Origin of the sequence: Phenylobacterium sp., from assembly GCF_036495085.1 — a bacterium.
GTDB lineage: Bacteria > Pseudomonadota > Alphaproteobacteria > Caulobacterales > Caulobacteraceae > Phenylobacterium.
In genome coordinates, this window is record NZ_DASXNL010000028.1 from 26977 (window position 1) to 48277 (window position 21301).

Annotated in this window: 22 protein-coding genes; 7 read left to right on the forward strand and 15 right to left on the reverse strand. The window is 66.5% G+C overall.

Annotated elements, in window-relative coordinates:
• Positions 1 to 212 precede the first annotated feature (212 nt).
• Positions 213 to 1211: an aldo/keto reductase gene (locus tag VGI62_RS04600; RefSeq protein ID WP_331503215.1), complete on the forward strand. Its 999-nt coding sequence runs from the start codon at positions 213 to 215 to the stop codon at positions 1209 to 1211.
• A 7-nt stretch (positions 1212 to 1218) separates the two neighbouring features.
• Here the strand turns inward: VGI62_RS04600 and VGI62_RS04605 are convergent, their stop codons facing one another.
• Genes VGI62_RS04605 through VGI62_RS04615 form a run of 3 tightly spaced genes read right to left on the reverse strand, consistent with a single transcriptional unit; the run spans position 1219 to position 4108 of the window.
• Complete coding sequence (locus VGI62_RS04605) at positions 1219 to 1647, reverse strand: cytochrome c family protein (protein ID WP_331503216.1); 429 nt, start codon at positions 1645 to 1647, stop codon at positions 1219 to 1221.
• Entirely contained in the window at positions 1644 to 3410 is a 1767-nt protein-coding gene (locus tag VGI62_RS04610) for a GMC family oxidoreductase (RefSeq protein ID WP_331503217.1), read from the reverse strand. The genes VGI62_RS04605 and VGI62_RS04610 overlap by 4 nt, the downstream gene beginning before the upstream one ends.
• Positions 3411 to 3421: 11 nt before the next feature.
• On the reverse strand, positions 3422 to 4108 hold the full coding sequence (locus tag VGI62_RS04615; protein WP_331503218.1) for a gluconate 2-dehydrogenase subunit 3 family protein: 687 nt from the start codon (positions 4106 to 4108) through the stop codon (positions 3422 to 3424).
• 297 nt (positions 4109 to 4405) lie between these two features.
• Between VGI62_RS04615 and VGI62_RS04620 the strand changes: the two genes are divergently transcribed.
• Both VGI62_RS04620 and VGI62_RS04625 read left to right on the forward strand, forming a co-directional pair.
• Positions 4406 to 5581, forward strand: coding sequence for a VWA domain-containing protein (locus VGI62_RS04620; RefSeq protein ID WP_331503219.1), 1176 nt, complete (start codon positions 4406 to 4408; stop codon positions 5579 to 5581).
• Between the two features lie 11 nt (positions 5582 to 5592).
• The gene (locus VGI62_RS04625; RefSeq protein ID WP_331503220.1) at positions 5593 to 6270 is read left to right on the forward strand and encodes a TetR/AcrR family transcriptional regulator; all 678 of its coding nucleotides are present in this window, start codon (positions 5593 to 5595) and stop codon (positions 6268 to 6270) included.
• Positions 6271 to 6305: 35 nt separating this feature from the next.
• On the opposite strand, the gene VGI62_RS04630 is transcribed toward VGI62_RS04625, so the two are convergent.
• Positions 6306 to 7715: a UdgX family uracil-DNA binding protein gene (locus tag VGI62_RS04630; protein ID WP_331503221.1), complete on the reverse strand. Its 1410-nt coding sequence runs from the start codon at positions 7713 to 7715 to the stop codon at positions 6306 to 6308.
• A gap of 160 nt (positions 7716 to 7875) precedes the next feature.
• On the opposite strand from VGI62_RS04630, the gene VGI62_RS04635 reads away from it, so the two are divergent.
• Positions 7876 to 9204: an MFS transporter gene (locus VGI62_RS04635; protein ID WP_331503222.1), complete on the forward strand. Its 1329-nt coding sequence runs from the start codon at positions 7876 to 7878 to the stop codon at positions 9202 to 9204.
• Positions 9205 to 9273: 69 nt separating this feature from the next.
• Here VGI62_RS04635 and VGI62_RS04640 read toward each other — a convergent pair whose 3' ends face one another.
• The 8 genes from VGI62_RS04640 to VGI62_RS04675 form a co-directional block, all read right to left on the reverse strand.
• On the reverse strand, positions 9274 to 9465 hold the full coding sequence (locus VGI62_RS04640; protein ID WP_331503223.1) for a hypothetical protein: 192 nt from the start codon (positions 9463 to 9465) through the stop codon (positions 9274 to 9276).
• Positions 9466 to 9603: 138 nt separating this feature from the next.
• Complete coding sequence (locus VGI62_RS04645; protein ID WP_331503224.1) at positions 9604 to 10680, reverse strand: Glu/Leu/Phe/Val dehydrogenase; 1077 nt, start codon at positions 10678 to 10680, stop codon at positions 9604 to 9606.
• Between the two features lie 64 nt (positions 10681 to 10744).
• On the reverse strand, positions 10745 to 11764 hold the full coding sequence (locus tag VGI62_RS04650; RefSeq protein ID WP_331503225.1) for an alpha/beta fold hydrolase: 1020 nt from the start codon (positions 11762 to 11764) through the stop codon (positions 10745 to 10747).
• Positions 11765 to 11807: 43 nt separating this feature from the next.
• The gene (locus tag VGI62_RS04655; RefSeq protein ID WP_331503226.1) at positions 11808 to 12434 is read right to left on the reverse strand and encodes a glutathione S-transferase family protein; all 627 of its coding nucleotides are present in this window, start codon (positions 12432 to 12434) and stop codon (positions 11808 to 11810) included.
• Positions 12431 to 12700 carry a DUF3253 domain-containing protein gene (locus tag VGI62_RS04660; protein WP_331503227.1) on the reverse strand — a complete coding sequence of 90 codons (270 nt, stop codon included), beginning with the start codon at positions 12698 to 12700 and terminating at the stop codon, positions 12431 to 12433. The genes VGI62_RS04655 and VGI62_RS04660 overlap by 4 nt, the downstream gene beginning before the upstream one ends.
• Entirely contained in the window at positions 12700 to 13848 is a 1149-nt protein-coding gene (locus tag VGI62_RS04665) for an acyl-CoA dehydrogenase family protein (RefSeq protein ID WP_331503228.1), read from the reverse strand. The genes VGI62_RS04660 and VGI62_RS04665 overlap by 1 nt, the downstream gene beginning before the upstream one ends.
• A 6-nt stretch (positions 13849 to 13854) precedes the next feature.
• On the reverse strand, positions 13855 to 15051 hold the full coding sequence (locus VGI62_RS04670; protein ID WP_331503229.1) for an acetyl-CoA C-acetyltransferase: 1197 nt from the start codon (positions 15049 to 15051) through the stop codon (positions 13855 to 13857).
• Between the two features lie 371 nt (positions 15052 to 15422).
• Positions 15423 to 16346: an alpha/beta hydrolase gene (locus VGI62_RS04675; protein ID WP_331503230.1), complete on the reverse strand. Its 924-nt coding sequence runs from the start codon at positions 16344 to 16346 to the stop codon at positions 15423 to 15425.
• A gap of 293 nt (positions 16347 to 16639) precedes the next feature.
• Here VGI62_RS04675 and VGI62_RS04680 point away from each other — a divergent pair, with 293 nt between their 5' ends.
• From VGI62_RS04680 to VGI62_RS04690, 3 genes are read left to right on the forward strand one after another with little or no spacing between them, the layout of a single operon-like run.
• Entirely contained in the window at positions 16640 to 17113 is a 474-nt protein-coding gene (locus VGI62_RS04680) for a PaaI family thioesterase (RefSeq protein WP_331503231.1), read from the forward strand.
• Between the two features lie 60 nt (positions 17114 to 17173).
• Positions 17174 to 17530, forward strand: coding sequence for a hypothetical protein (locus tag VGI62_RS04685; protein WP_331503232.1), 357 nt, complete (start codon positions 17174 to 17176; stop codon positions 17528 to 17530).
• A 25-nt stretch (positions 17531 to 17555) separates the two neighbouring features.
• A complete protein-coding gene (locus tag VGI62_RS04690; RefSeq protein ID WP_331503233.1) occupies positions 17556 to 18563 on the forward strand; it encodes an MsnO8 family LLM class oxidoreductase in 1008 nt (335 codons plus the stop codon).
• Positions 18564 to 18627: 64 nt separating this feature from the next.
• Here the strand turns inward: VGI62_RS04690 and VGI62_RS04695 are convergent, their stop codons facing one another.
• The 3 genes from VGI62_RS04695 to VGI62_RS04705 all read right to left on the reverse strand — a co-directional run bounded on the left by VGI62_RS04695 (position 18628) and on the right by VGI62_RS04705 (position 21072).
• Entirely contained in the window at positions 18628 to 19260 is a 633-nt protein-coding gene (locus VGI62_RS04695) for a glutathione S-transferase family protein (protein ID WP_331503234.1), read from the reverse strand.
• 10 nt (positions 19261 to 19270) lie between these two features.
• On the reverse strand, positions 19271 to 20554 hold the full coding sequence (locus VGI62_RS04700; RefSeq protein ID WP_331503235.1) for a NupC/NupG family nucleoside CNT transporter: 1284 nt from the start codon (positions 20552 to 20554) through the stop codon (positions 19271 to 19273).
• Positions 20555 to 20664: 110 nt separating this feature from the next.
• On the reverse strand, positions 20665 to 21072 hold the full coding sequence (locus VGI62_RS04705) for a VOC family protein (RefSeq protein WP_331503236.1): 408 nt from the start codon (positions 21070 to 21072) through the stop codon (positions 20665 to 20667).
• Positions 21073 to 21301: the final 229 nt, after the last annotated feature.

A 21301-nucleotide genomic window follows, 5' to 3' on the forward strand; every position in this document is an offset into this window, starting at 1 on the left:
GCCGCTCCCCGGAACCTCTGCAAATCCGCTGGTCGCTGTTTCCTCCGCCTTGCCGTGCCGCGCGATCGCCACGAAGCTGTCCAGCGCGCCGAGATCGATCCGATCCATTGGTCAATCAACCGTACAGTCCATAGGCACTACGTGGCTTATCGCGTCAGACTGGCACGCCTAGTTTCACCTCACGACGGCGGTCCAGCCGAGGAGAGACCACGATGAAGATGCGTAAGCTTGGAAAGACCGGTCCTGAGGTCTCCGCCATCGGCCTGGGCGCCATGGGCATGTCGGGCATGTACGGCCCCTCGGACCGGGCGGAGAGCCTGGCCACGATCCAGGCCGCCCTCGAGGCCGGGATCAACCTGATCGACACCGGCGACTTCTACGGGATGGGCCACAACGAGATGCTTATCGGCGAGGCGCTGAAGACTCGCCGCCGCGACGAGGTGGTGCTCAGCGTCAAGTTCGGCGCCCAACGCGACCCGGGGGCCGGCTGGCTGGGCTTCGACGCCCGGCCCGCGGCCGTGAAGACCGCCTGCGCCTATAGCCTCCAACGGCTCGGCGTGGAGTACATCGACATCTACCGACCCGCCCGGCTCGACCCGAACGTTCCGATCGAGGATACCGTCGGCGCTATCGCTGAACTGATAAAGGCCGGTTATGTCCGCCACATCGGCCTTTCCGAGGTGGGAGCCGCAACCATCCGCAAGGCCGCCGCGGTTCATCCGATCGTCGACCTGCAGATCGAATATTCGTTGATCTCGCGCGGCATCGAAGACGAGATCCTGGAGGTGACGCGAGCCCTTGAGATCGGCGTCACGGCCTACGGCGTCCTGGCCCGCGGCCTGATCAGCGGCCACGCCGTCGACATCGGCGCGGCCGGAGATTTCCGCGGGCACTCCCCGCGCTTCCAGGGTGCGAACCTGCAAAAGAACCTTGCCTTGACGGAGGTGCTACGCGCCCAAGCCGGCAAGCTTAACCTGACGCCGGCTCAGGCCGCGATCGCCTGGGTCCTGGCCAAGGGTGACGACATCGTCCCCCTTATCGGGGCACGCCGACGCGACCGCCTGGCCGAAGCCCTGGGCGCGTTGAAGGCCCGGCTGAAGCCCGACGAGGTGATCGCCCTGGAGGCTGCGGCGCCGAGGGACGCCGCAGCGGGCGCTCGCTATCCGGAAGCGCAGATGGCGATGCTGGATAGCGAACGGCGCGACGCCTGACCAGGTCTTAGGGACCGGGTTTGGCGTCCGCGGGCGGCGGCGTGGCGCCATGGGCCTCCAGGTAGGCGACGAGGTCGGCGCGGTCTGCGGGGCTGGCCATTCCCGCGAACGGCATCTTCGTACCCGCCACGACAGCCTGCGGGTCAGTCAAGAAGGCGTCGAGGGTCTCGCGCGTCCAGGTGAGCTCGGCGCGGCGCATGGGCGGCGAATAGTTGTAGCCTTCAACGGCGCCCGCCTTGCGGCCGACCACCCCCTTCAGCGACGGTCCCAACGTGTTGGCGTCGGAGTCGATCTCATGACACGCCGCGCACTGGGCGTAGAGCATCTGTCCCTTCGCAGGATCGCCGGTCGGCGTAGCCGCGGCGGGTGGGACCGGTTGGGCCACGGCTTGGGACACCACGCCCGCCAGGGCCAGCGCGATCAATATCGGCTTCATGTCAGCATCCCCGGACGCTTGAGGTAGCGGTCGCGGATCGCGCCCGCCGTACGAAAGGCCAGCGCCGCCACCGGTCCGGTGGGATTGTAGGCCGAGTTGTGCGGAAACGCCGAGGCGCCGAGCACGAAGACGTTGGTTACGTCCCAGCTCTGCAGCCAGGTGTTGACCGCACTGGTTCCAGGCTCGGCCCCCATGATCGCGCCACCGGTGTTGTGCGTCGACTGATAGGGCACGACCGACCAGTTCGTCCGGAAGGCGGGCTGACCAAGGATTGACGGTTTCATCGCCTTGCCGATCGCGCCGCAGACCTCGGCCGCATGGCGGCCCAGGCGCACATCATTATCCTTGAAGTCGAAGGTCATCCTCATCAGCGGCTGGCCGAAGCGGTTGCGGTAGGTCGGGTCCAGGTCGAGGTAGTTGCCCCGGTTCGGCATAACCGCGCCGCTGGCGCCGATCGACAACGTCGACTGGTACCACTTGGCCGTCGAACGCTTCCATTCCGAGCCCCAGCGCGGCGTGCCCGGTGGGGTTGGGCGGTAGGAGATAGGCCGGCCGCTCGGCGACCCGACGGCCACCGTATAGCCGCCGATGTATCCGAGCGGACCCCGGTCGAAATGCGGGTCCAGATGGAAGTCGTCGATCAACGTGCCCCCACCGCCCGTGGCGATGAAGGGGTTGAAGCTCTCGCCCTCGAAGAACAACTGCATGCCGGCGCCGCCCTGGTAGGCATAGTGGCTACCAACCACGCCGCGCCCGGTCAGTGGGTCGTACGGGCGGCCGATCCCCGACAAAAGCATCAGGTGGACATTGGAAAGCCCGTAGGCGCAGAGCAGGACAAGATCGGCCGGCTGCTCCAGTTCCTCCCCGGTCAGCACGTTCACGTAGGCGACGCCGGTGGCTTTTTTGCCGGCCTTGTCCAGCATCACCTTCTGCACCCAGCTCCAGGTGCGCAGCTCCACGTTTGGGTTCTTGAGCGCCGTTGGGATGACCGTGATGTGCGGGCTGCCCTTGGCGTTGGACTCGCAGCCGAACCGCTCGCAGAAGCCGCAGTACTGACACTGGCCCAGTCGCGCGCCGTCGGGATTCACATAGGGCTTCGAGGCATTGGCCGCCGGCCGCAAGAACGGGTGATAGCCCATCTCGCTCGCCACCTTAGCGAACTTCGCCGCGCCGTAGCTCTCGACCAGCGGCGGCAGCGGATAGTCGCGCGCCCGCGGCGCCTCGAACGGATTGCCGTCCGGCTGGATCTTGCCCTGCAGGTTCCCGGCCTTGCCAGAGACGCCGGCAACGTATTCGAAGCGATCGTAGTAGGGTTCCAGCTCGGCGTAGCTCACGCCCCAATCGCGAAGGGGCATGTCCTTTGGGATGAAGCCGCGGCCATGCGCCGCCTCGGTCCGGGAGCGGACCTTCAAGTCGTTGTCGCCCCAGCGCCAGGTCGTCCCGTTCCAGTGCACCCCCGCCCCGCCGACGCCCTCGCCAGGCAGGAACGAGCCCAGCCGCCGCATCGGTAGCGCCGTTTCGGCCAGGGTGTTGCGGACCGTTACCGTGTCCTTGGCCGTATCAGCCATAAGGTCATGGCGCTGGGCGAAACGCAGCTCGTCGCGGATCGTCGGGATCGAGAAATCCTCCTCGGTCGACCTAGGGCCGCCGCGCTCGAGCACGCAGATCTTCAGCCCCGTCGGACCGAGCTCGCGCGCGGCGATGCCGCCGGTCCAACCCATACCCACGATTACGATGTCGACCGCAGGGAGTCGCCTGGCCACGCGTCCGCCTCCTAGGACATGTCTGCGATGCTGAGCGGCTTGGCCTGCAGCCGCCGCCCGTCGCGGTAGGCCCGCGCATTGGCGGCGTTGTTAGCCATCACGCCAGGGAAGCCGATCATCTTCCAGGCGGCCTTGCCGCGGTTGCCGCCGTAGATCGGGTCGGCGAACATCCCCTCCATCACCGTCTGGTAGACGATATCGAAGAACGCCGCTGCCGGCAGGCCGCCCGGCAGCGCGACCTGGCCGCGGCTCAACCCCTGCAGGAAGTCCTCTTTCTGGTTGTCGGACAACCGATCGAAGCTCCTGCCCCAGGTCTTGCGACAATAGGCGTTCGACTGCGCTACGCCTGCCCGGTAGAGCTCGGCCGGTGTCAACGCCAGCTGGTAGCCCTGGTTCGCAGTCCCTTGCGCCCACGGACCCTGCACGTAGAGCCGCTCGCCCTTTCCCCAGCCGCCGGCCAGGGCGCGGTCCACGTAGAGGGCGACGCCGAGGTCGACGCCGCCCGGCGTGAGCTCGTCGGCCGGAATCATGTGGTTGGCGACCGCCTCGACGAATGCGGCCTCCGCGGGCTTCAGGAACTCATAGCCGGCGGGCGCGGGCGCCGCCGCCGCGGGTGCTACGCCAGGCGCCGGTCCTGCGGATGGCTGGGCCTGCGCCGTGGGAGCGGCCGCAGCGCCTGCGATCGCGCCGGCCGACATAAGAAACGCTCGGCGTCCGACCGACCTTCGCATCGAAATCCCCCCACTCGTGGGGCACTCTGGCGCTTACGCCAGGATCCTGACAAGAGGCCCCCCGGCCCGAAAGGGCCCCGCGACGGCTAGTTGATATCGGCTTGCCCGTGCGAAAGGCGCCGCAGGAGGAGTGGTCGGGCCCAGGGAACGGCGGGCGGGGCCCGCAAATGCGCGCCTGGCCGCAGGGCGCTGCTCTGGACATCGCGGACCTGACGCCGCATCCTCGGCGTTCAAACGAACGTTCGCCACGAGGGGCGCCAGCCCATGTTCATGCGTTTCTTCACCGAGCTTCGCCAGGCCAAGGTCCCGGTGACGCTGAAGGAATACCTCATGCTCATGGAGGGCCTCGACAAGCAGGTCATCGATCGCTCGGTCGACGACTTCTACTACCTGTCGCGTGCGGCCCTCGTAAAAGACGAGAAGAACATCGACAAATTCGACCAGGTCTTCGCCCACGTGTTCAAGGGCCTGGAACGGATGGGCGAGGACGTCACCGCCGACATCCCGGCTGAGTGGCTGAAGAAACTCTCCGACCAGTTCCTCACTGATGAGGAAAAGGCGCAGATCGAGGCCATGGGCGGTTTCGACAAGCTCATGGAAATGCTGGCCGAACGCATCAAGGAGCAGAAGGAGCGCCACGAGAAGGGCGACAAGGCGATCGGCACCGGCGGCACGTCGCCCTTTGGGGCCGACGGCTATCACCCCGAGGGCATCCGCATCGGTCAGGATAAGGGCCGCCACGGCAAGGCGATCAAGGTCTGGGACAAGCGCGAGTACAAGAACCTGGACGACCAGGTCGAGCTCGGCACCCGCAACATCAAGGTGGCGCTGCGCCGCCTGCGCAAATGGGTCCGCGACGGCTCGCCCGACGAGCTCGACATGAACGGCACAATCAAGGGCACAGCCGAGAAGGGCTACCTCGACATCCAGATGCGTCCCGAACGCCGCAACAAGATCAGCGTACTGATCTTCTTCGACATCGGCGGCTCGATGGACAGCCACATCAAGGTCTGTGAGGAGCTGTTTTCAGCTGCTCGCTCCGAGTTCAAGAACATGGAGTTCTACTACTTCCACAACTGCCTCTACGAGAGCGTGTGGAAGGACAATCGCCGCCGCCATGCGGAGAAGATCAACACCTGGGACGTGCTCCACAAATTCCCGCACGACTACAAGGTCATCTTCGTCGGCGACGCGACCATGAGCCCTTACGAGATCACCTATCCGGGCGGCTCGGTGGAGCATTGGAACGAAGAAGCGGGCGCTGTCTGGATGGACCGCGTGGCCAACATCTATGACCACATCATCTGGCTCAATCCGACCGCCGAGCGTCACTGGGACTACACGCCCTCCGTCGGCGTCATCAAGCAGCTTGTCGGCGACCGCATGTTCCCTCTGACCCTCGCCGGGCTGGAGAAAGCCATGAAGGAGCTCGCCCGCTAGGCGGGTCCCCCATGACCGACCACACGACCAACGAGGCGTCTCAGAACCTCGATCACGACAACGAAGAGACCCACGCCGTCACCAAGGCTTCCGTGTTCGCTGCGGCGGAACGCCTGTTCGCCCTGCACGGCTTCCAGAACGTATCGGTGCGCGACATCACCGCCGAGGCGGGCGTCAATCTTGCGAGCGTGAACTACCACTTCGGGTCGAAGGACGCCCTGCTGTTCGAGATCTTCCGCCGCCGCACGAGCGAGCTGAACCGCGAACGCGTGCGCATGCTGCACGAAGCCGGCGACCGTCATGCCGGCAAGCCTCCCGTGCGCGACATACTGGAGGCCCTGTTCGCGCCGCCGTTGCGCTGGGCCGACCCTGCCAACGACCGACGGATCAGCGTGCAGTTCATCATCCGCGCCCGTTCGGAGGGCACGGCGGAGATGCGCGAGTCGCTGCAGAACGACGTCTCACACTTGGAGCGCTTTGCGGAAGCCTTGAAGCAGGCGTGCCCTGCCCTGCCGCCGGAGACGGTCTACTGGCGACTGCATTTCTGCCTCGGCATGGTCCACAACAACCGCTTCGTGGAATTCGATCGGCTGCACCACCTGTCCGGCGGACTGACCCGCGAAGGCGACGTGGCGGGCTTGCTCAACCGCATGCTGGACTTCGCCGAGGCTGGGTTTCGCGCCCCTTAGTTCGTTCGGGTCCTCGGAACGGCGAACGTACGCGATCAGGCCGCCAGGCTCCACGCGAACTTCAGGTCCTCGACGAAATGCGCGTAGACCTTGGCCTTCTCGTCCGCATCCGGCAGCCGCAGAAGATAGGACGGATGATAGGTGACCACGCCCTGCGACTGGTCGGAAAGCTGCAGGACCTGCTGGCGCAGCTTGCCGATCGCAAGCGGCTTGCCGAACACTGAAAGGGCCGCCGTCGCGCCCATCGCCACGATCACCCGCGGCCGGACCAACCGCCGCTCGCTCTCCAGCCACCAGCGGCAGGCCGTGACCTCGCCCACACTCGGGGTCTTGTGGATTCGCCGCTTGCCACGCAGCTCATGCTTGAAGTGCTTCACCGCGTTGGTGACGAACGCCAGGTCACGCGTCACGCCCGCCTCGGCCAGCGCCCTGTCGAGCATCTGGCCGGCGGGGCCTACGAAGGGGCGCCCCGCCAGGTCCTCCTGGTCACCTGGCTGCTCGCCCACCAGCATCAGCTTCGCTCGCGCCGGTCCCAGGCCGGCCACCCCTTGCGTTGCGTCACGAAATAGGTCGCAACGGCGGCACATCTGCACTCCGACAGCCACTTGCTCCAGGCTGGTTGGCGCTTGGCCGTCATATGGAGCATCGCGGGTCACGCGCCTTGCAGCGCGAACCGCGCGATCAGAGGGAATGGACGAACCCCGGCCGACCATGGCGCTTGCCAGCTCCTCACCAAAGGCGGTGGTCTGAGGAATGAGCCGGGCCTGCGGCAGGTTCCGCCAGCATCCCTCGCTCGGCGGCGCCCCCAGGTGTTGGGCGCAATACGCCCTCCAATAGTCCTCAAGGTCGTCCGCTCTCGGCGCATCGGCTGGATCGACACCGGGCAAGGCAGCCAGAGTCTTCATGTCCCAGTGCACGCAAGTATCCGGCGTGAAGATCGCAAAATTCGCATCGGCAAACCCGCGCGAGTAGAAGGGGGCGACGGCCTCGGTCACGCGATGGGCGGGCTCGAACCATGCGACGTAGGTCTGTTGCGCCCGGCGCGGCGGGCCGGACATCGGCCTGAAATGGGCGAAGTTCGTCATCTGCCGGACCGCCAGGGCGACGGCCTCAGCGAAATGACGCGCCTTACGGACGTCCTGATCGGCGGGCGAGCGCAACAGGGCGGGCTCCAGCCCGAGCCGCCAGAGTAATCGGTAGAGCAGAGAGAACCGCTCGTCGGACCGATGCAGGATCACCGCGTTGGCCAGCTCGAGGAAGTCGCGCGGCACGGTGAAAGCCGGCGCGCCTTCGATCGAGGTCGCAAGCGTCTCGACGACCGTCCCGCTCGATCCGTCCACCGTCCACAATGTCTCCTCAGGCGTGACGCCGCGCTTGCGCAGCGCCCGAGCGGCCTGTCGCCAACCCTGGAAATCGGTCTCGGACGCAATTCGGATGGTGGGCACCCATGGATTTTAATGTTCTCTTTTTGTTCTGTCCATTCCCCCAGCCATTCCGGCGCGGCGCCTTTGGCCACGCCGCCGGACTCTGTTAGACCAGCCTCATTGAAGTCATGCCTTTGCTGAAGGGCGCCGCTGCCGGGTATCTGCCCGGCCTTGAGCGGCGTTGATCATTTTGGACGCCAAGATTGAACCTACCGCCGACGTCGCAGGCGAACCCGATCTCGCGGTGCGTGAAGCAGCGTACGAGAAGTTTGTCTGGGACAACCTGAAGCGGAACTACCTCGGCAACTATCTGCACGGCATGCTGGGGATGACCGGCTTTCGGTTGGTCAACACGCCGACCTTCCTACCGGCCTACCTGCACATGATCTCCGGCTCCAACGCCATCGTCGGATTGGGCCTTGCGTTGCAGCAAGTCGGCGGGGTGATCTCGCCGATCTTCGGGGCCAGCAAGATCGAGCACCGCACCAAGGTCATGCCCGCGGCCATGTGGATGGGCGGCCTGGCGCGCACGGCCGTGCTCGGTATCGCGCTCTCCGGCTGGTGGCTCAAGGGCAATGCCCTGATCGGTGCGGTCCTGGGCTTCATGCTGATGTTCGGCATCTTCATGGGCGCCCAGCGGGTGGTGTTCTCTCTTCTGATGGCCAAGGTGATCCCGATCAGCCGGCGCGGGCGCTTGCAGGCCTGGCGCAACGCCACCGGGAGCCTGATCGCTGCGGCTCTGGCCTACCTCGCCGGCCGCTTCTTCATTGGGCCGAACCTACTCGGCAACGGCTATGGCACGACGTTCATCTGCGCCTTTGTCCTGACCACGCTGGGCCTTTGGGCTTTGCAGTTCCTGCTGAAGGAGCCCGAGCCGCCCACCACCCGTGCGCGAGCGCGGTTCCGCGACCGGCTTCGCGAGTTCCCCCGCCTGATCACCGAGGACCGCGCCTATGCCTGGTTTCTGGTGGTGCAGATGCTGGCGAGTTCGGCGAGGATCGCGACGCCGTTCTACATCCTCTACGTCTCGGCCTCGGTCCACATGACCGGCAGGCTCTTGGGCGCGCTGTCGTTCGCCTTCATCGGCGCCGACGCGGTCTCCAACCTCGTCTGGGGCTATCTGGGGGACAAGACGGGCTTCAGGCTGGTGCTGTTGTTTTCGATCCTGGTGTGGGCCGCTTCGACGATCCTCTTGATCGAGGTGCATGAACCCTGGGCGATCTTCCTGGCCTTCTTCGGCCTGGGCTCGGGGCAGGCCGGCTACATGATGGCCGCCCAGACGATGATCCTGGAGTTCGGAGCGCGGGACGATCTGCCTATGCGGATCGCCGTATCCGCCACGGCGGAGAGCATTACCGCAACGCTCGCGCCATTGATTGGCGGGCAGCTTGCGGACCTGTTCGGCTACAATGTGGTGTTCGGGATTTCGATCGGCGTGCTTGCCACCGGCCTGCTTCTGCTGATGACAGCCGTGAAGGAGCCTCGCACGGCTCGTTTGGCGGCAATGTAGTCGGGCGCCGCCACCCGTGCGAGCTGATCGGTCATCGACCGAGACCCGCACGGGGCCGAAGGAACGGCATTAGACCGGCGAACCGGCCGGCGCTGCGGCGAAGGCGAGCGCCGTGAAGGGAATCGCGGCCAGCACCAGGCAGGCCAGGCTCGCGATGGTTGATCCTATTCGAGACATTTGGTGGTCCTTGTAAGAAACGCCGATGGCCGGCGCAGCAGCCTTTTCGGCGCTTTTCGACCCGACCGGTGTGACCGCCGTCACCGAGGCCCCCCCTTTTTCACCTACGCCGTGCGGCTGAATTGATCTGCATTAGATCCCGCCTCCACGCGCCTCGCGGTGCGGACCCTGCGGCAGGCCCTGGCGGACCCATCGCCCGGACCGCGACCGGCCAAGCCGCGCCTAGGCCGCCGCCTTCTGCTCCGCCGCCCGGCCGATCCGCGCCTTGGCCATTTCGTTGGCGACTTCTGAGCTCGGTCGGTGCTCGGCCTTGGAGCGGTCCAGCACTTCATCGAGGGTCTGCATCAGGCGTGCGAGCTTGGACTCCACCCACGTCGGATCGAACGCCTCGCTGCGCTCGAGCGCCCGGATCTCACCGGCCACGTTGATGATGCCGCCCCCGTTGATGACGTAGTCCGGCAGATAGAGAATTCCGTGCGCGTAGACGGCGCGGCCGATCTCAGGGCTGGCGAGTTGGTTGTTGGCCCCGCCGGCGATCACCTTGGCCCTCAGCCTTGGCAGGGTGTCCTCGTTGACGGCGCCGCCCAACGCACAGGGAGCGAAAACCTCGGCGTTCACATCGAAGATCGCACCGGGCGCCACGACACGAGCGCCGGTCCGTTCGGCCACTTCGCGCAAGGCGTGCTCGTTGACGTCGGCGATGACCAGCTTTGCGCCGGCCGCATGCAGTTTGTCGGCCAGGTAGGCGCCGACGTGGCCCACGCCCTGGATCGCCACGGTGACGCCGTCGAGGTCGCGATTGAGGGCGCGTCGGACCCCAAGCGTAATGCCACGGAACACGCCTTCGGCGGTCACCGGGCTCGGGTCGCCCGAGGCGCCGCTGTGACCCTCCAGGCCGGCCACGTAGCGGGTGTGTTTGCGTGCGTGCATCAGGTCGCCGGGTGACACGCCGACGTCTTCGGCCGTCCAATACTTGCCGCCGACGTCTTCGACCGCCTGGCCGAAAGCTTCGAAGAGGGCCGGCGTCTTCTGGGTGTGGCTGTCGCCGATGATCACGGCCTTGCCGCCACCCAGCTCGAGGTCGGCCATGGCGTTCTTGTAGGACATCGCCCGCGAGAGCCGCAGCGCATCTTCGAGCGCCGCCTCTGCGCTCGAGAAAGGCCACATGCGGCAACCGCCGGCGGCGGGGCCCCGGGCCGTGGAATGCACGGCGATGATGCATTTGAGGCCGCTTTTTTCGTCGAAGAAGGCGTGAACGCCTTCATGGCCCTCAAACGCTGGAGAATCGAACAAGGTCATGCCTGGAACATCGCTGATGTTTGGGAAGGAATTGCGCTTTGCCTCTACCCCTGCGGAACTTTCCTCACAACCCCGCCGCCACTCTGGACTGGCTGGCCGGCGCCGGCGCGCTAGGGATCTTCGGCGCACCGGAAGGCAACGGAGCGGCCGGGTCTCGGATGAAGGCCAGGATGTCCCTCCAGACGACGGAGCCTTGCTTGTCGCGCATCAAGAGGTGCCACCCTTTTGCGTAGTAGGCCGAGCGGTCGGAAGGCTTGAGCTGCGAGGCGGCTTTGAACGCGGCGGCCTTGGGAATGATCTCGTCATGGGCGCCGTAGAGGTAGATCGTCGGGAGCGTCGCCTTGCCGATGGCGTCGGCCGCCTTGTCCATAGTCGAGACCAATCCGTAGAGCGTGTCCGACCGAGCCCCCCAGATCATCAAGGGGTCGCGGCCCATGGCGATCAACTCCTCGCGGTTGTCGGTGGGGCTGACCTTCGAGGTGAGCCACTTCGGCGGGGTGTAGACCTTCGGTCCGGTGAAGTTCGCCGCAAACCAAAGCAGTGTCTTGTTTGGCAGCGGCTGGGTCGCCCAGCCCCACACCGCCGGCGACAGCAACACCAGCCGATCGGCGCTCGGCGGTCTGTCGGATGCGAAAGCTTCCGCCGCCACGGCGCCGCCCAGGCTTTCTCCGGCCACGACGAGGATGGCGTTCGGGTAAGTCCGGCGCGCCAGGGCGGCGACGGTGCGCAGGTCCTCCACCATGAGGGCGTCGCCGGCCCAGACCCCGCGACCGGGCGAGCGGCCGAAGCCGCGCTGGTCGTAGGCGATCGTGGTGACGCCCTGGCTGGCCCACCAGGGCGCGGCCATGTGGAAGGCGTTGGCGTAGTCGTTCATGCCATGGACGCCGATGACCACCGCCCAAGGCTCGCCTGCCGCATCCCATCTTGTAAGGCCCAGGCGCGCGCCGTCGAAGCTGACGACGGCGTCGCGCTCGATGCGCGCGCCCTGGAAGCCCAGGGGCGGCTGACCGACCTGCTGCACCATCAGCGGGGTGCAGCCAGCCAGCATCAGAGCGGCGAGAAGGGCGGCGAGAAAGCGCGTCATGCGGTCGGACTATTACTCGCCCTTCTCACCGGTTTCGAACGCCTCACGCCGCCAATTGGGCTTTTTCCTGCGCGATCAGCTTGGCGAAAGCAGGGCGCTCCCAGATACCCGAGACATAGGCTTTGGCCTTCGGATGGCTGCTCGCATCGATATTGCATTCCCCGAGCGCCAGGGTCGCAAGCGGGCTCGCCACGGCGATGTCGGCCAGGGTGAAGCGATCCTCTACGAGGAAACCCGACGCTGGGGCGACGCTTTCCAGATAGTCCATCAGCCGCGGGAATTCGGTCTTCTGGGCCTCGTCGGCGGCCGCCAGGTCGCCCGGCCGGCCGAAGAACTTCGGGGAGACCACCCGATTGAAGAAGATCTTGCCGCCACAGGCCGCCACGATGGTGTCTCCGAACTCCTCGTACCAGATGGCGCGCGCCCGGGCCCTTGCTTCTGTCGGGATCAGATTCGGCTCGGGCTTGATGGTGTCGAGGTAGGTGATGATCGCCGTGGAGTCGGAGATCAGGAAGTCGCCGTCCTTGAAGCCCGGCATCTTGCCGAACGGGCTCGCCTTCTTGAACTCCTCCGAGCCTGTGGGCTGGACTTCGAAGTCCATGCCCTTCTCGGTGGCGAAGACGATGGTCTTGCGCACGAACGGCGACATCGACGAACCGTAGATGATCATGGCTGGTCTCCTTTCAGGGGTCCGGCATCCGGCAGCCTAAGCCGATAGACGCCCTTGAAGTCCTCGGGATCGGCGGGCTTGTTGTGTCGCAGGATCACCAGGCGGTCTTGCCGGGCAAGCCCCCGCGCCACCGCCCGCACATGCCCCAGCAGCCGGCGCCAGCCCTCGGGATCGGCGGCGCGGGCCACCTCCTCCGGCGAGATCGACTTGCCCGGCGCGACCTTGCCCAGCAGATCGAAGATCGTCGCCTCGATCTCGGCGCTCATCAGCCGCCCCGCTTCAGGGTCTCGCGGGCGATGACCACCTGCTGAATCTGGCTGGTGCCCTCGTAGATACGGAAGATCCGGACGTCGCGGTAGAGCCGCTCGATGCCGTGGTCGGCGACGTAGCCCGCGCCGCCGAAGATCTGCACCGCCCGGTCAGCCACCCGCCCAACCATCTCGGAGGCGAAGTACTTGGCGGCCGCGGCCTCCATGGTGACGCTCTGTCCGGCGTCGCGTTGGCGAGCGGTCTCCAGCGTCAGCGCCCTGGCGGCCAGGCTTTCGGTCTTGGAGTCGGCGATCATTCCCTGGATCAGTTGGAAGCCGCTCAGCGGCTGGCCGAACTGCTTACGCTCGGCGGCATAGGCGACGCAGTCCTTGATCAGACGCTCGGCGACACCGATGCATACGGCCGAAATATGCAGGCGGCCGCGGTCCAGCACCTGCATGGCGACCTTGAACCCCTCACCGTCCCGGCCCAGGCGGTTTTCGACCGGCACGCGGACGTTGTCGAAGACCACGTCGCAGATATGGGCGCCCTGCTGACCCATCTTTTTCTCGGGCTTGCCGACCGACAGTCCCGGCAGGGTTCGCTCCACGAGGAAGGCCGAGACGCCGCCGGCGCCCGCCTTCGACGGATCGCTCCGGGCCATGACCGTGAAGAGGTCGGCCTTGTTGGCGTTGGTGATGAACCGCTTGGAGCCGTTCAGGACATAGCAATCGCCATCCAAAACAGCCCGGGTTTGCACATTGGCGCTGTCGGAACCTGCCTCCGGTTCGGTGAGCGCAAAGGAGGTGATGATTTCGCCTGAGGCGATGCCCGGCAGATACTTCTGCTTCTGGGCCTCGGTTCCGAACATCACCAGCCCCTGGCTGCCGATGCCGACGTTGGTTCCGAAGGTCGAGCGGAACGCAGGACTGGTGCGGCCAAGCTCGATCGCGACCAGGCACTCGTCTTCCATCGAAAGGTCGAGACCGCCGTACGCCTCGGGGATGGAGAGGCCGAAGAGCCCGAGCCCCTTCATCTCCTCCACCAGTTCGGGCGGCATGGCGTCGTCCTCAGCCACCTTCGCCTCGAGCGGGCGCAGCCGTTCGGAAACGAACCGGCGGACCGTGTCGACCAGCTGGTCGCGGGTTTCCAGATCCAGAGCCAAGGCGGTCTAGGCCCGCTCGAAGATCGCGGCGATGCCCTGGCCGCCGCCGATGCACATGGTCTCCAGGCCGTACTTGGCGTCGCGGCGCTTAAGCTCGCGCAACAGGTTGGCCAGGATGCGTCCGCCGGTGGCGCCGATCGGGTGCCCCAGGCTGATCCCCGAGCCGTTGACATTCAGCCGGTCGCGCTCGTCCCAGCCCCAACCCTTCAGAACCGCCAGCACCTGCGGGGCGAAGGCCTCGTTCAGCTCAACGAGGTCGATGTCATCCCAGGACATGCCGGTCCGCTCGAAGAGGCGCTTCACCGCGGGCACCGGGCCGATGCCCATGCGTGAGGGATCGCAGCCCGCGGCGGCCCAACTGACGAACCAGCCCATCGGCTCAAGGCCCAGTTCGGCGAGCTTGTCTTCGGAGACCACAAGGCAGGCCGCGGCCGCGTCGTTCTGCTGGCTGGCGTTGCCGGCGGTCACGACCCCGTCCTTCTCGATCGGCCGTAGTTTGCCGAGGCTCTCGGCGGTGGCGTCGGCGCGCACGCCTTCATCGCTCGCGAAAACGATGGGGTCGCCCTTCTTCTGCTTCACCGAGACCGGAACGACCTCGTCGTCGAACTTGCCGGCCGCCCAGGCCGCCGCCGCGCGCTTGTGGCTCTCGGCGGCGTATTCGTCCGACGCCTCGCGGCTGATCTGGTAGTCGCGCGCCAGGTTGTCGGCGGTCTCGATCATCCCGGAGATCACCCCGAACCGTTCGACCGGCTGGCTCATCACCCGGCCTCGCGCCAGGCGGTCATGCAATGTCACCGAGCCCGCGCGGGCGCCTTTGCGCATGTCGGTCGTGTAGTACTCGACGTTGCTCATGCTCTCGACGCCGCCGGCGATCACCACGTCGGCCACGCCGGTCTGCACCATCATCGCCGCGTCGATCACCGCCTGCAGCCCCGAGCCGCAGCGACGATCCAGCTGATAACCCGGGATCTCGATCGGCAGGCCTGCGGCCAGCGCCGACCAGCGGGCGATGCAGGGGGCCTCACCGGAGGCGTACCCTTGCGCGAAGATCACGTCGTCGATCTTCTCGGGGTCGATCTTCGTACGCTCGACCAGCGCCTTCAGCACGACCGCTCCCAGATCGCCGGCGGTCATGTCCGACAGCGCACCCATGTACTTGCCGACACCGGTGCGGATGGGAGAGACGATGGCGGCGCGTTTCATGGTTTTCTGAATCCCGGCTGTCTGATGGCGGGCGCCAAACTAGTGTTTGAACCCGCGCCCGGCAAACCCTTCCGGGGCCCCGGCTCAGGTCTTCCAGTAGATGTTGGGGCGCTTGATCATATCGGTGGACGGCCGGTGGAATCGTCGCCGGCCACGGCGCGCCACAATGACCCGCTGACGACTGCGCTATCATTCCCGGCCTTCCCACCCCAGGCTGTGCAAGAACTCGGCTCGCAGCAGACACGCTTGATCGGGGCGGCCACGGTGAGAGCCCGGGTTGAGATACACACGCGAGCGCTGCCTATCCCCTTTGTCCGTTGGCTGCTCGCGCGATGGCCAAGCCTGAGGTTGGCGGAGGGTCAAACCGCCCCTCAGGTCTCGCGGACCACCGCCAGCACTTGCTCTATGGCCTCCACGACCGCCCGGGGGTGCTCGACGGGGATGTTATGTCCGCAATCGACCGTCCGGCGAATGCCGCGCGACGACAGTGCGGCGATCTCGTCGTGCATCTGCAGCCATGCGCGGGTGTCCGCCTCTCTGTCGATGAAAGAATCGTGGGCCCTTCGCGCCGCCGACAGCACCACGAGCGGCAGGTCGCCGAGCGGGCGTCGGTCCGCCTCAATTTCGCCGGCGTCCGGCGACGCGAGGCCGAGGCCCTCACGGATCGCCGTGCTGAGGTACGAGGGCCGGGTCCACATCTCGTGTAGCGCCTGGTTCACGGCGGGGCTGAGACCCGCGCGCGGCAGACCGACGCGCGCGATGTAGTCTGGGTCCTCGGGGGTCAGCGTTCCCGCTCGCGCCTTGCCCAGCATGCGGCGGAAGATGGCGCGCTCCCCGGCCATCGCCCGTGACGTGCCCGGCGCCCGCCGGTCGAAGTCGGCGGTGACGCTATCGACCATCACTAGGCCCGCCACCTCGTCCGGGTGGGTCGCCGCGAACAGGTGCATCCGAAGTCCGCCGGCGGAATGGCCGACCAGCACGTAGGGCGGCGCAATGTCTGCTGCGGCGAGGGCAATCCGCAGGTCGCGCACGATCGCGGTGGACGTGCGTCGGCCCGCCGTCGGATCGCTGAACCCGAGGCCGGGCGTGTCGAACGACACCACTTGCGCCGAGCGGGCCACGTAGGGCTGCACGAGGCCCCAGTCCAGTGTCCCACCCAGATACCCCGCGGCCAGCACGACTGTGGGCATTGCCTGCCCCATCACCAGCAGGTTGAGGCGACGATGACGGCCGACGGGGACGAGCTGTTGAGGTCGCGCGTACTGATCCATGTCCATCTTGAATGAATGTTTCACCACGCGTCTCAGGAAATGGCCGCCATTTCCAGGGAGTCCGGCGGGTCGCCCGAAAGTCATGGCGTCGGCGGGAGTCAGTTTTCGTTTTGGGGCTCAGAAGATCGGCTCGACGACAGCGACCATCGGCGCCGCCATCTCCTGATCAGTGGTTTTTGCACAGCCTGACCGGCGACGCACTCACCCAACCTGGGCGGGTGACGTGATGACGCCTTCAGCAACGAGCTCTTTCCCCCGCGCCACCCTCATGCTTTGAGGTTCACACCCCTCACAGATCTAGAACGGAACGTGAACCAATGGACGGTGGCGAGACCACGGGCGACTACACATCCAAGCTGACCGCGGTCACCGATGGGGAGTGGGCCGGCTGGTTCTGCTACCCGGGCGGCGATCCCTTCGAGGACCTGGCGGGACCGTTCTATTTCAAGTCCGGCGATGATGGCCGCCCGATCTGCGCCTTTCGCGCGGAGCGCAAACACATGAACGGCGGAATGTTCATGCACGGCGGCTGCGTTATGACCTTCGCGGACTTCTGCCTCTTCGTGATCGCGCGCGAGGCGATCCAAAACACCCGTTGCGTCACGGCCACCTTCAACGGCGAGTTCGTGGGATCCTGCGGCGTCGGCGACATCGTCGAATGCACGGGCGAGGTCGTGAAGGCCGGCCGCAGCATGGTCTTCGTGCGCGGGGTCATCTCCAACGCCTCGTCCGGCGGCGAACCGATGATGAGTTTCTCCTCGGTGCTTAAGAAGATGGGCTCGCGTTCCTAAATATCGGCGCTGGACAGGGCCACGCGCCTCGTTCCCCATATCCAGGGTACGGAGGATGCGATGATCGAGGTCACCTGCCACTGCGGAGGCGTGCGCCTGAAGGCGCCGCGCGCGCCGGAGACAGTGACGGAGTGCAACTGCTCCATCTGCCGCAAGCTGGCCGCACGCTGGGCCTACTACTCGCCCAGCGAGGTCGAGTTGCCGCAGGCCGGCTCGACACAGCCCTACGTCTGGGGCGACCGGATGCTGGCGTTCCACCGCTGCAAGACCTGCGGATGCACCACCCATTGGCAGAGTCTCGATGGGACGCAGCAGCGGATGGCGATCAACGCGCGGCTGGTCGATGACCTGGACTGGACCGCGATCAGGGTCCGGCGGTTCGACGGAGCCGCCACCTGGGCCTATCTGGACGACTGACCCGGCATCCGAGACCGCCTTCCAGATGATCCTTTCCGTCCTTGATCTCTCTCCGGTCACCGGCGACGCCACGCAGGCCGAGGCCGTTCGGGAGACCCTTAAGATCGCCCGGGCCGCGGAGCGTTTCGGTTATCACCGGCTGTGGTTGGCCGAACACCACAACATCCAGGGCCTGGGCTCGCCGGCGCCGGAGATCCTGATTGCTGCGCTGACCCAGGCCACGACGACCATCCGCCTGGGCTCCGGCGGCGTGATGCTGGTCAATTACTCCCCGCTGAAAGTGGCTGAGGTCTTCATGGAGCTGGAGGCCCTTGCCCCGGGCCGGATCGATCTGGGCCTCGGCCGGGCGCTCGGGGCCGACGCGCGGACGGGGGGCGCCCTGCGCTCGGTGGGGTCGGACGCCTTTCCGCAGTACTTTCACTTGCTGACGAGCTGGCTGTTGGACGCTTCGGGCAAGGCGCCGATCGGCGACGAACACCCGCTCCACGACATCCACGCCAGTCCGGCGGGCCCCTCGCACCCCGATGTCTTCGTGCTCTGCACGTCGGAAGAGAGCGCCATGTTCGCCGGCCAGGCGGGCGTTGGCATGGTGTTCGCCGAGTTCATCGCCAGGACAGACGCAGGCCCGGCGATCGCGGCATATCGCCGGGCGTTTCGGCCTTCATCGTTTCGGACCGAGCCTTGGACGGGGGTCGCTCTGATCGCCTATGCCGCGGAAACCGCCGAACAGGCCTGGCGGGAAGACGCAATGCGGCGGGCGGCCAACGTCTCGATGCTCTCCGGCCGCCGTCGCCGGTTCCTCGATCCGGCCAGCGCCGAGACCTTCCTGAACGAGTATGCCGGCACGCCGGTCCGGCAGTTGGTGGAAGCCCGCACGATCGCCGAAGACGCCGCCACGGTCCGCAGCCGGCTGGCGGAGAAGGCGCGCGAGGCTGACGCCGACGAGATTTTCGTCATGGCGACCGGTCCCTCCCTCGGGGCCCGAATCGGCTCGTTGGAGCTGATCGCGAACGCCAATCGGAACGCCGTCTGAAATTCGCCGTCCGGGCGGCCTCAGGGGGTGAGATGGTGGTGCGCGAGTCCCTGCCTGCGCGCGATCATGCTGCGCGTTTCGGCATGCCGGCTTGCGCGGCCGGGCGTTCGCGCATGGCGTCCGCCCACCGCACCACGTTAGGCAGATCTTCCGGCGGCTTGAACTTCACCATGCGGCCGAAATCGAGGCCCGAGAAAGTGACGATGTCGGCGATCGTGAGCCGGTCGGCGGCAAGCCACTCGTGATCCGCCAGCCGCCGGTCGAGCACCTTCAGTCCGCCCAGGCCCCCCTTCAGGCTACGCTCGGCCATCTCCGGGCTTTGAGACTCCAGCGCCGCCATCGCCGGGTGGCTGTGCCGCACCATGTTCATGAACGGCAGGGAGACCAGCATCTCGCCCCGGCGCATCCACATCTCGATCACCGCGGTCTCCTCGGGCGAGCGGCCGAAGAGGTTGGGTTCGGGATAGCGGCTTTCCAGGTAGCGGCAGATGGCCACGGACTCGGTGATGCAAGTCCCGTCGTCCAGCTCCAGCATCGGCACGTTGGCGAGGCCCGCCTTGCGCAGGTAGTCCGGCGTTTTGTGCTGCCCCTCCATGAGGTTGAGGGAGACGACCTCGATATCCTCGATGCCCTTTTCCGCCATCAGCCAGCGCACGCGGCGCGGGTTGGGGGCAAGCGGGGTGTCGTAGAGCTTCATCGAGGCCTCCCTAGTGACCGAACAGAGCGCTCGGCATGGCGCCGACGACGGAGGCGGTCAGGCATGTGGCCAGGAAGCCCGCCATCATCGCCTTCCAGACCATGCCCATGATCTCCTGCCGACGCTCCGGCACAAGCACGGAATATCCCGCGACGTTGATCCCCACCGAGGCGATATTGGCGAAGCCGCAAAGCGCGTAGGTCATGATCACCCGCGTCCGCTCATCGATCGCGCCGGCCGGCATGGCGCCCATGCGGATGAAGGCCGTGAACTCGGTCAGCACCAGCTTGACGCCCAGCAGCGAGCCCGCCGTGGGGGCGTCGGCCCAGCGGATTCCCAACGACCAGGCCAGCGGGGCGAAGATCACGCCCAGTCCGCGCTCGACGGAAAGCGGCGCGCCGCCGAGCGGCGGCAGCAGCCCGAGAACGCCGTTGACCATCGCCACCAGGGCCACGAACACGATCAGCGTGGCGCCGACATTGAGGACAATGGCGAGGCCGTCGGACGTGCCCTTGATCAGGGCGTCGACCGAGCTTTCGTAGACCTTGTCCATTGCCGGCTCGAGGGCTTCGGCCTGCTCGGCGGCCGGGTCCCGCGGCACCAGGATGCGGGCCAGCAGGACGCCCGCCGGCGCTGAGATGATCGAGGCGGTCAGCACGTGCGCAGCGGCGTTGGGCAGCACGTCCTTCAGGATCGTGGCGTAGGCCACCATGGTTGAGCCTGAGACGCAGCTCATGCCGACGGCGATCAGCATGAAGAGCTCCGAGCGCGAGAGCGTCGGCAGGTAGCTGCGAATGAAGATCGGGCCTTCGACCTGGCCCATGAAGACAGTCGCCGCAGTGGCCAGGGCCGGGGGCCCGCGCAGCCCCATGGTCTTTTCGAAGAGCAGGCCGAAGCCTTGCGTGATCCACTTCAGGATCCGCCAGTGCCAGAGCAACGCAGCCAGCGCGCAGACAACCAGGATGACCGGAAGCACTCTGAAGGCGAAGACGAACATCGCGCCGGGATTGGTCATCGGATACGGCTGGGCCTCCCCGCCGGCCAGGTAGCCGAACACGAAGGTTACGCCGGCCTGAGTCGATGCCGACAGGCCGTCCACGGCATGGCCCACGCCCTGCAGACCGGCTCTGAGCGCCGGCAGTCCGAACAAGGCCAGCACCAAGGCTGCCTGCACCAGCACCGCGCCGAGGGCCAGCTTCCAGGGGAATCGCCCCCGGTTCTCCGACAACACCCAGCAGATGCCGATAGCCAGCGCTATGCCGACGAGGCTTTGCGCATTCTCGAGACCGAACATTCCCAAGCCAACCCCAACCGGCCGCGAGTCTGGGCGGCCCCCTTGGCCGATAGGGGGGTAGAAGCAGTGGCTGCGCAAGATTTCAGCCTGCGGCGAGCAGCCTCACCGGCTTAAACAGACGTCGCCTGGTGATTCCTCTGGACCAACTGCACGGGATTGCCGTCTGGGTCGGCGATCCACGCCGATCGAAGCTCGCCATCAAGAAAATCGTGCGCGGGAGAGAGAAGCCTGGCTCCCTTTTCCATGAGGGCGCGCACCGCCGCGTCGGTGTCGTCGGTCCAAAGGACGATCTCGATCCAGCGGCCCTCGCCCTTCGGTTCGAGGCCATGGTGGTCCCTGGCCGCCTCGAGCGTTGCGACGCCCAGCGTGAACCCGTCGAGCGCCAGCTCGATGTGCGAGGGCTCACCGCTTGCAGGCGTGCGAAACGTCTCGGCAAAGCCCAAGTCCGCGTAGAAGGCGACGGCTTGCGGCAGGTCGCGCGAGTAGAGATTGATCATAGGACGGCTGAAGGAAGTCATGGCCGCCTCCGGCGGGACCTGAGGTGGCTGCAGATTAGCAACCACCCGCCGAAGGCAAAATGTATGAGGTGAGGGCAGCCGCCGAATAGGCCGCCCGCGAGGGGCATTACGAAGGTTTAATCCCGCCCCCCGCATCCGGGATCCTCCCTTCGGGCCTCCATAGGATTGAGCGCATTTCGTGGCGCCGTGGCCGCCCCTGTCACCTCCCTGTTACCGGGATTTAACTGGC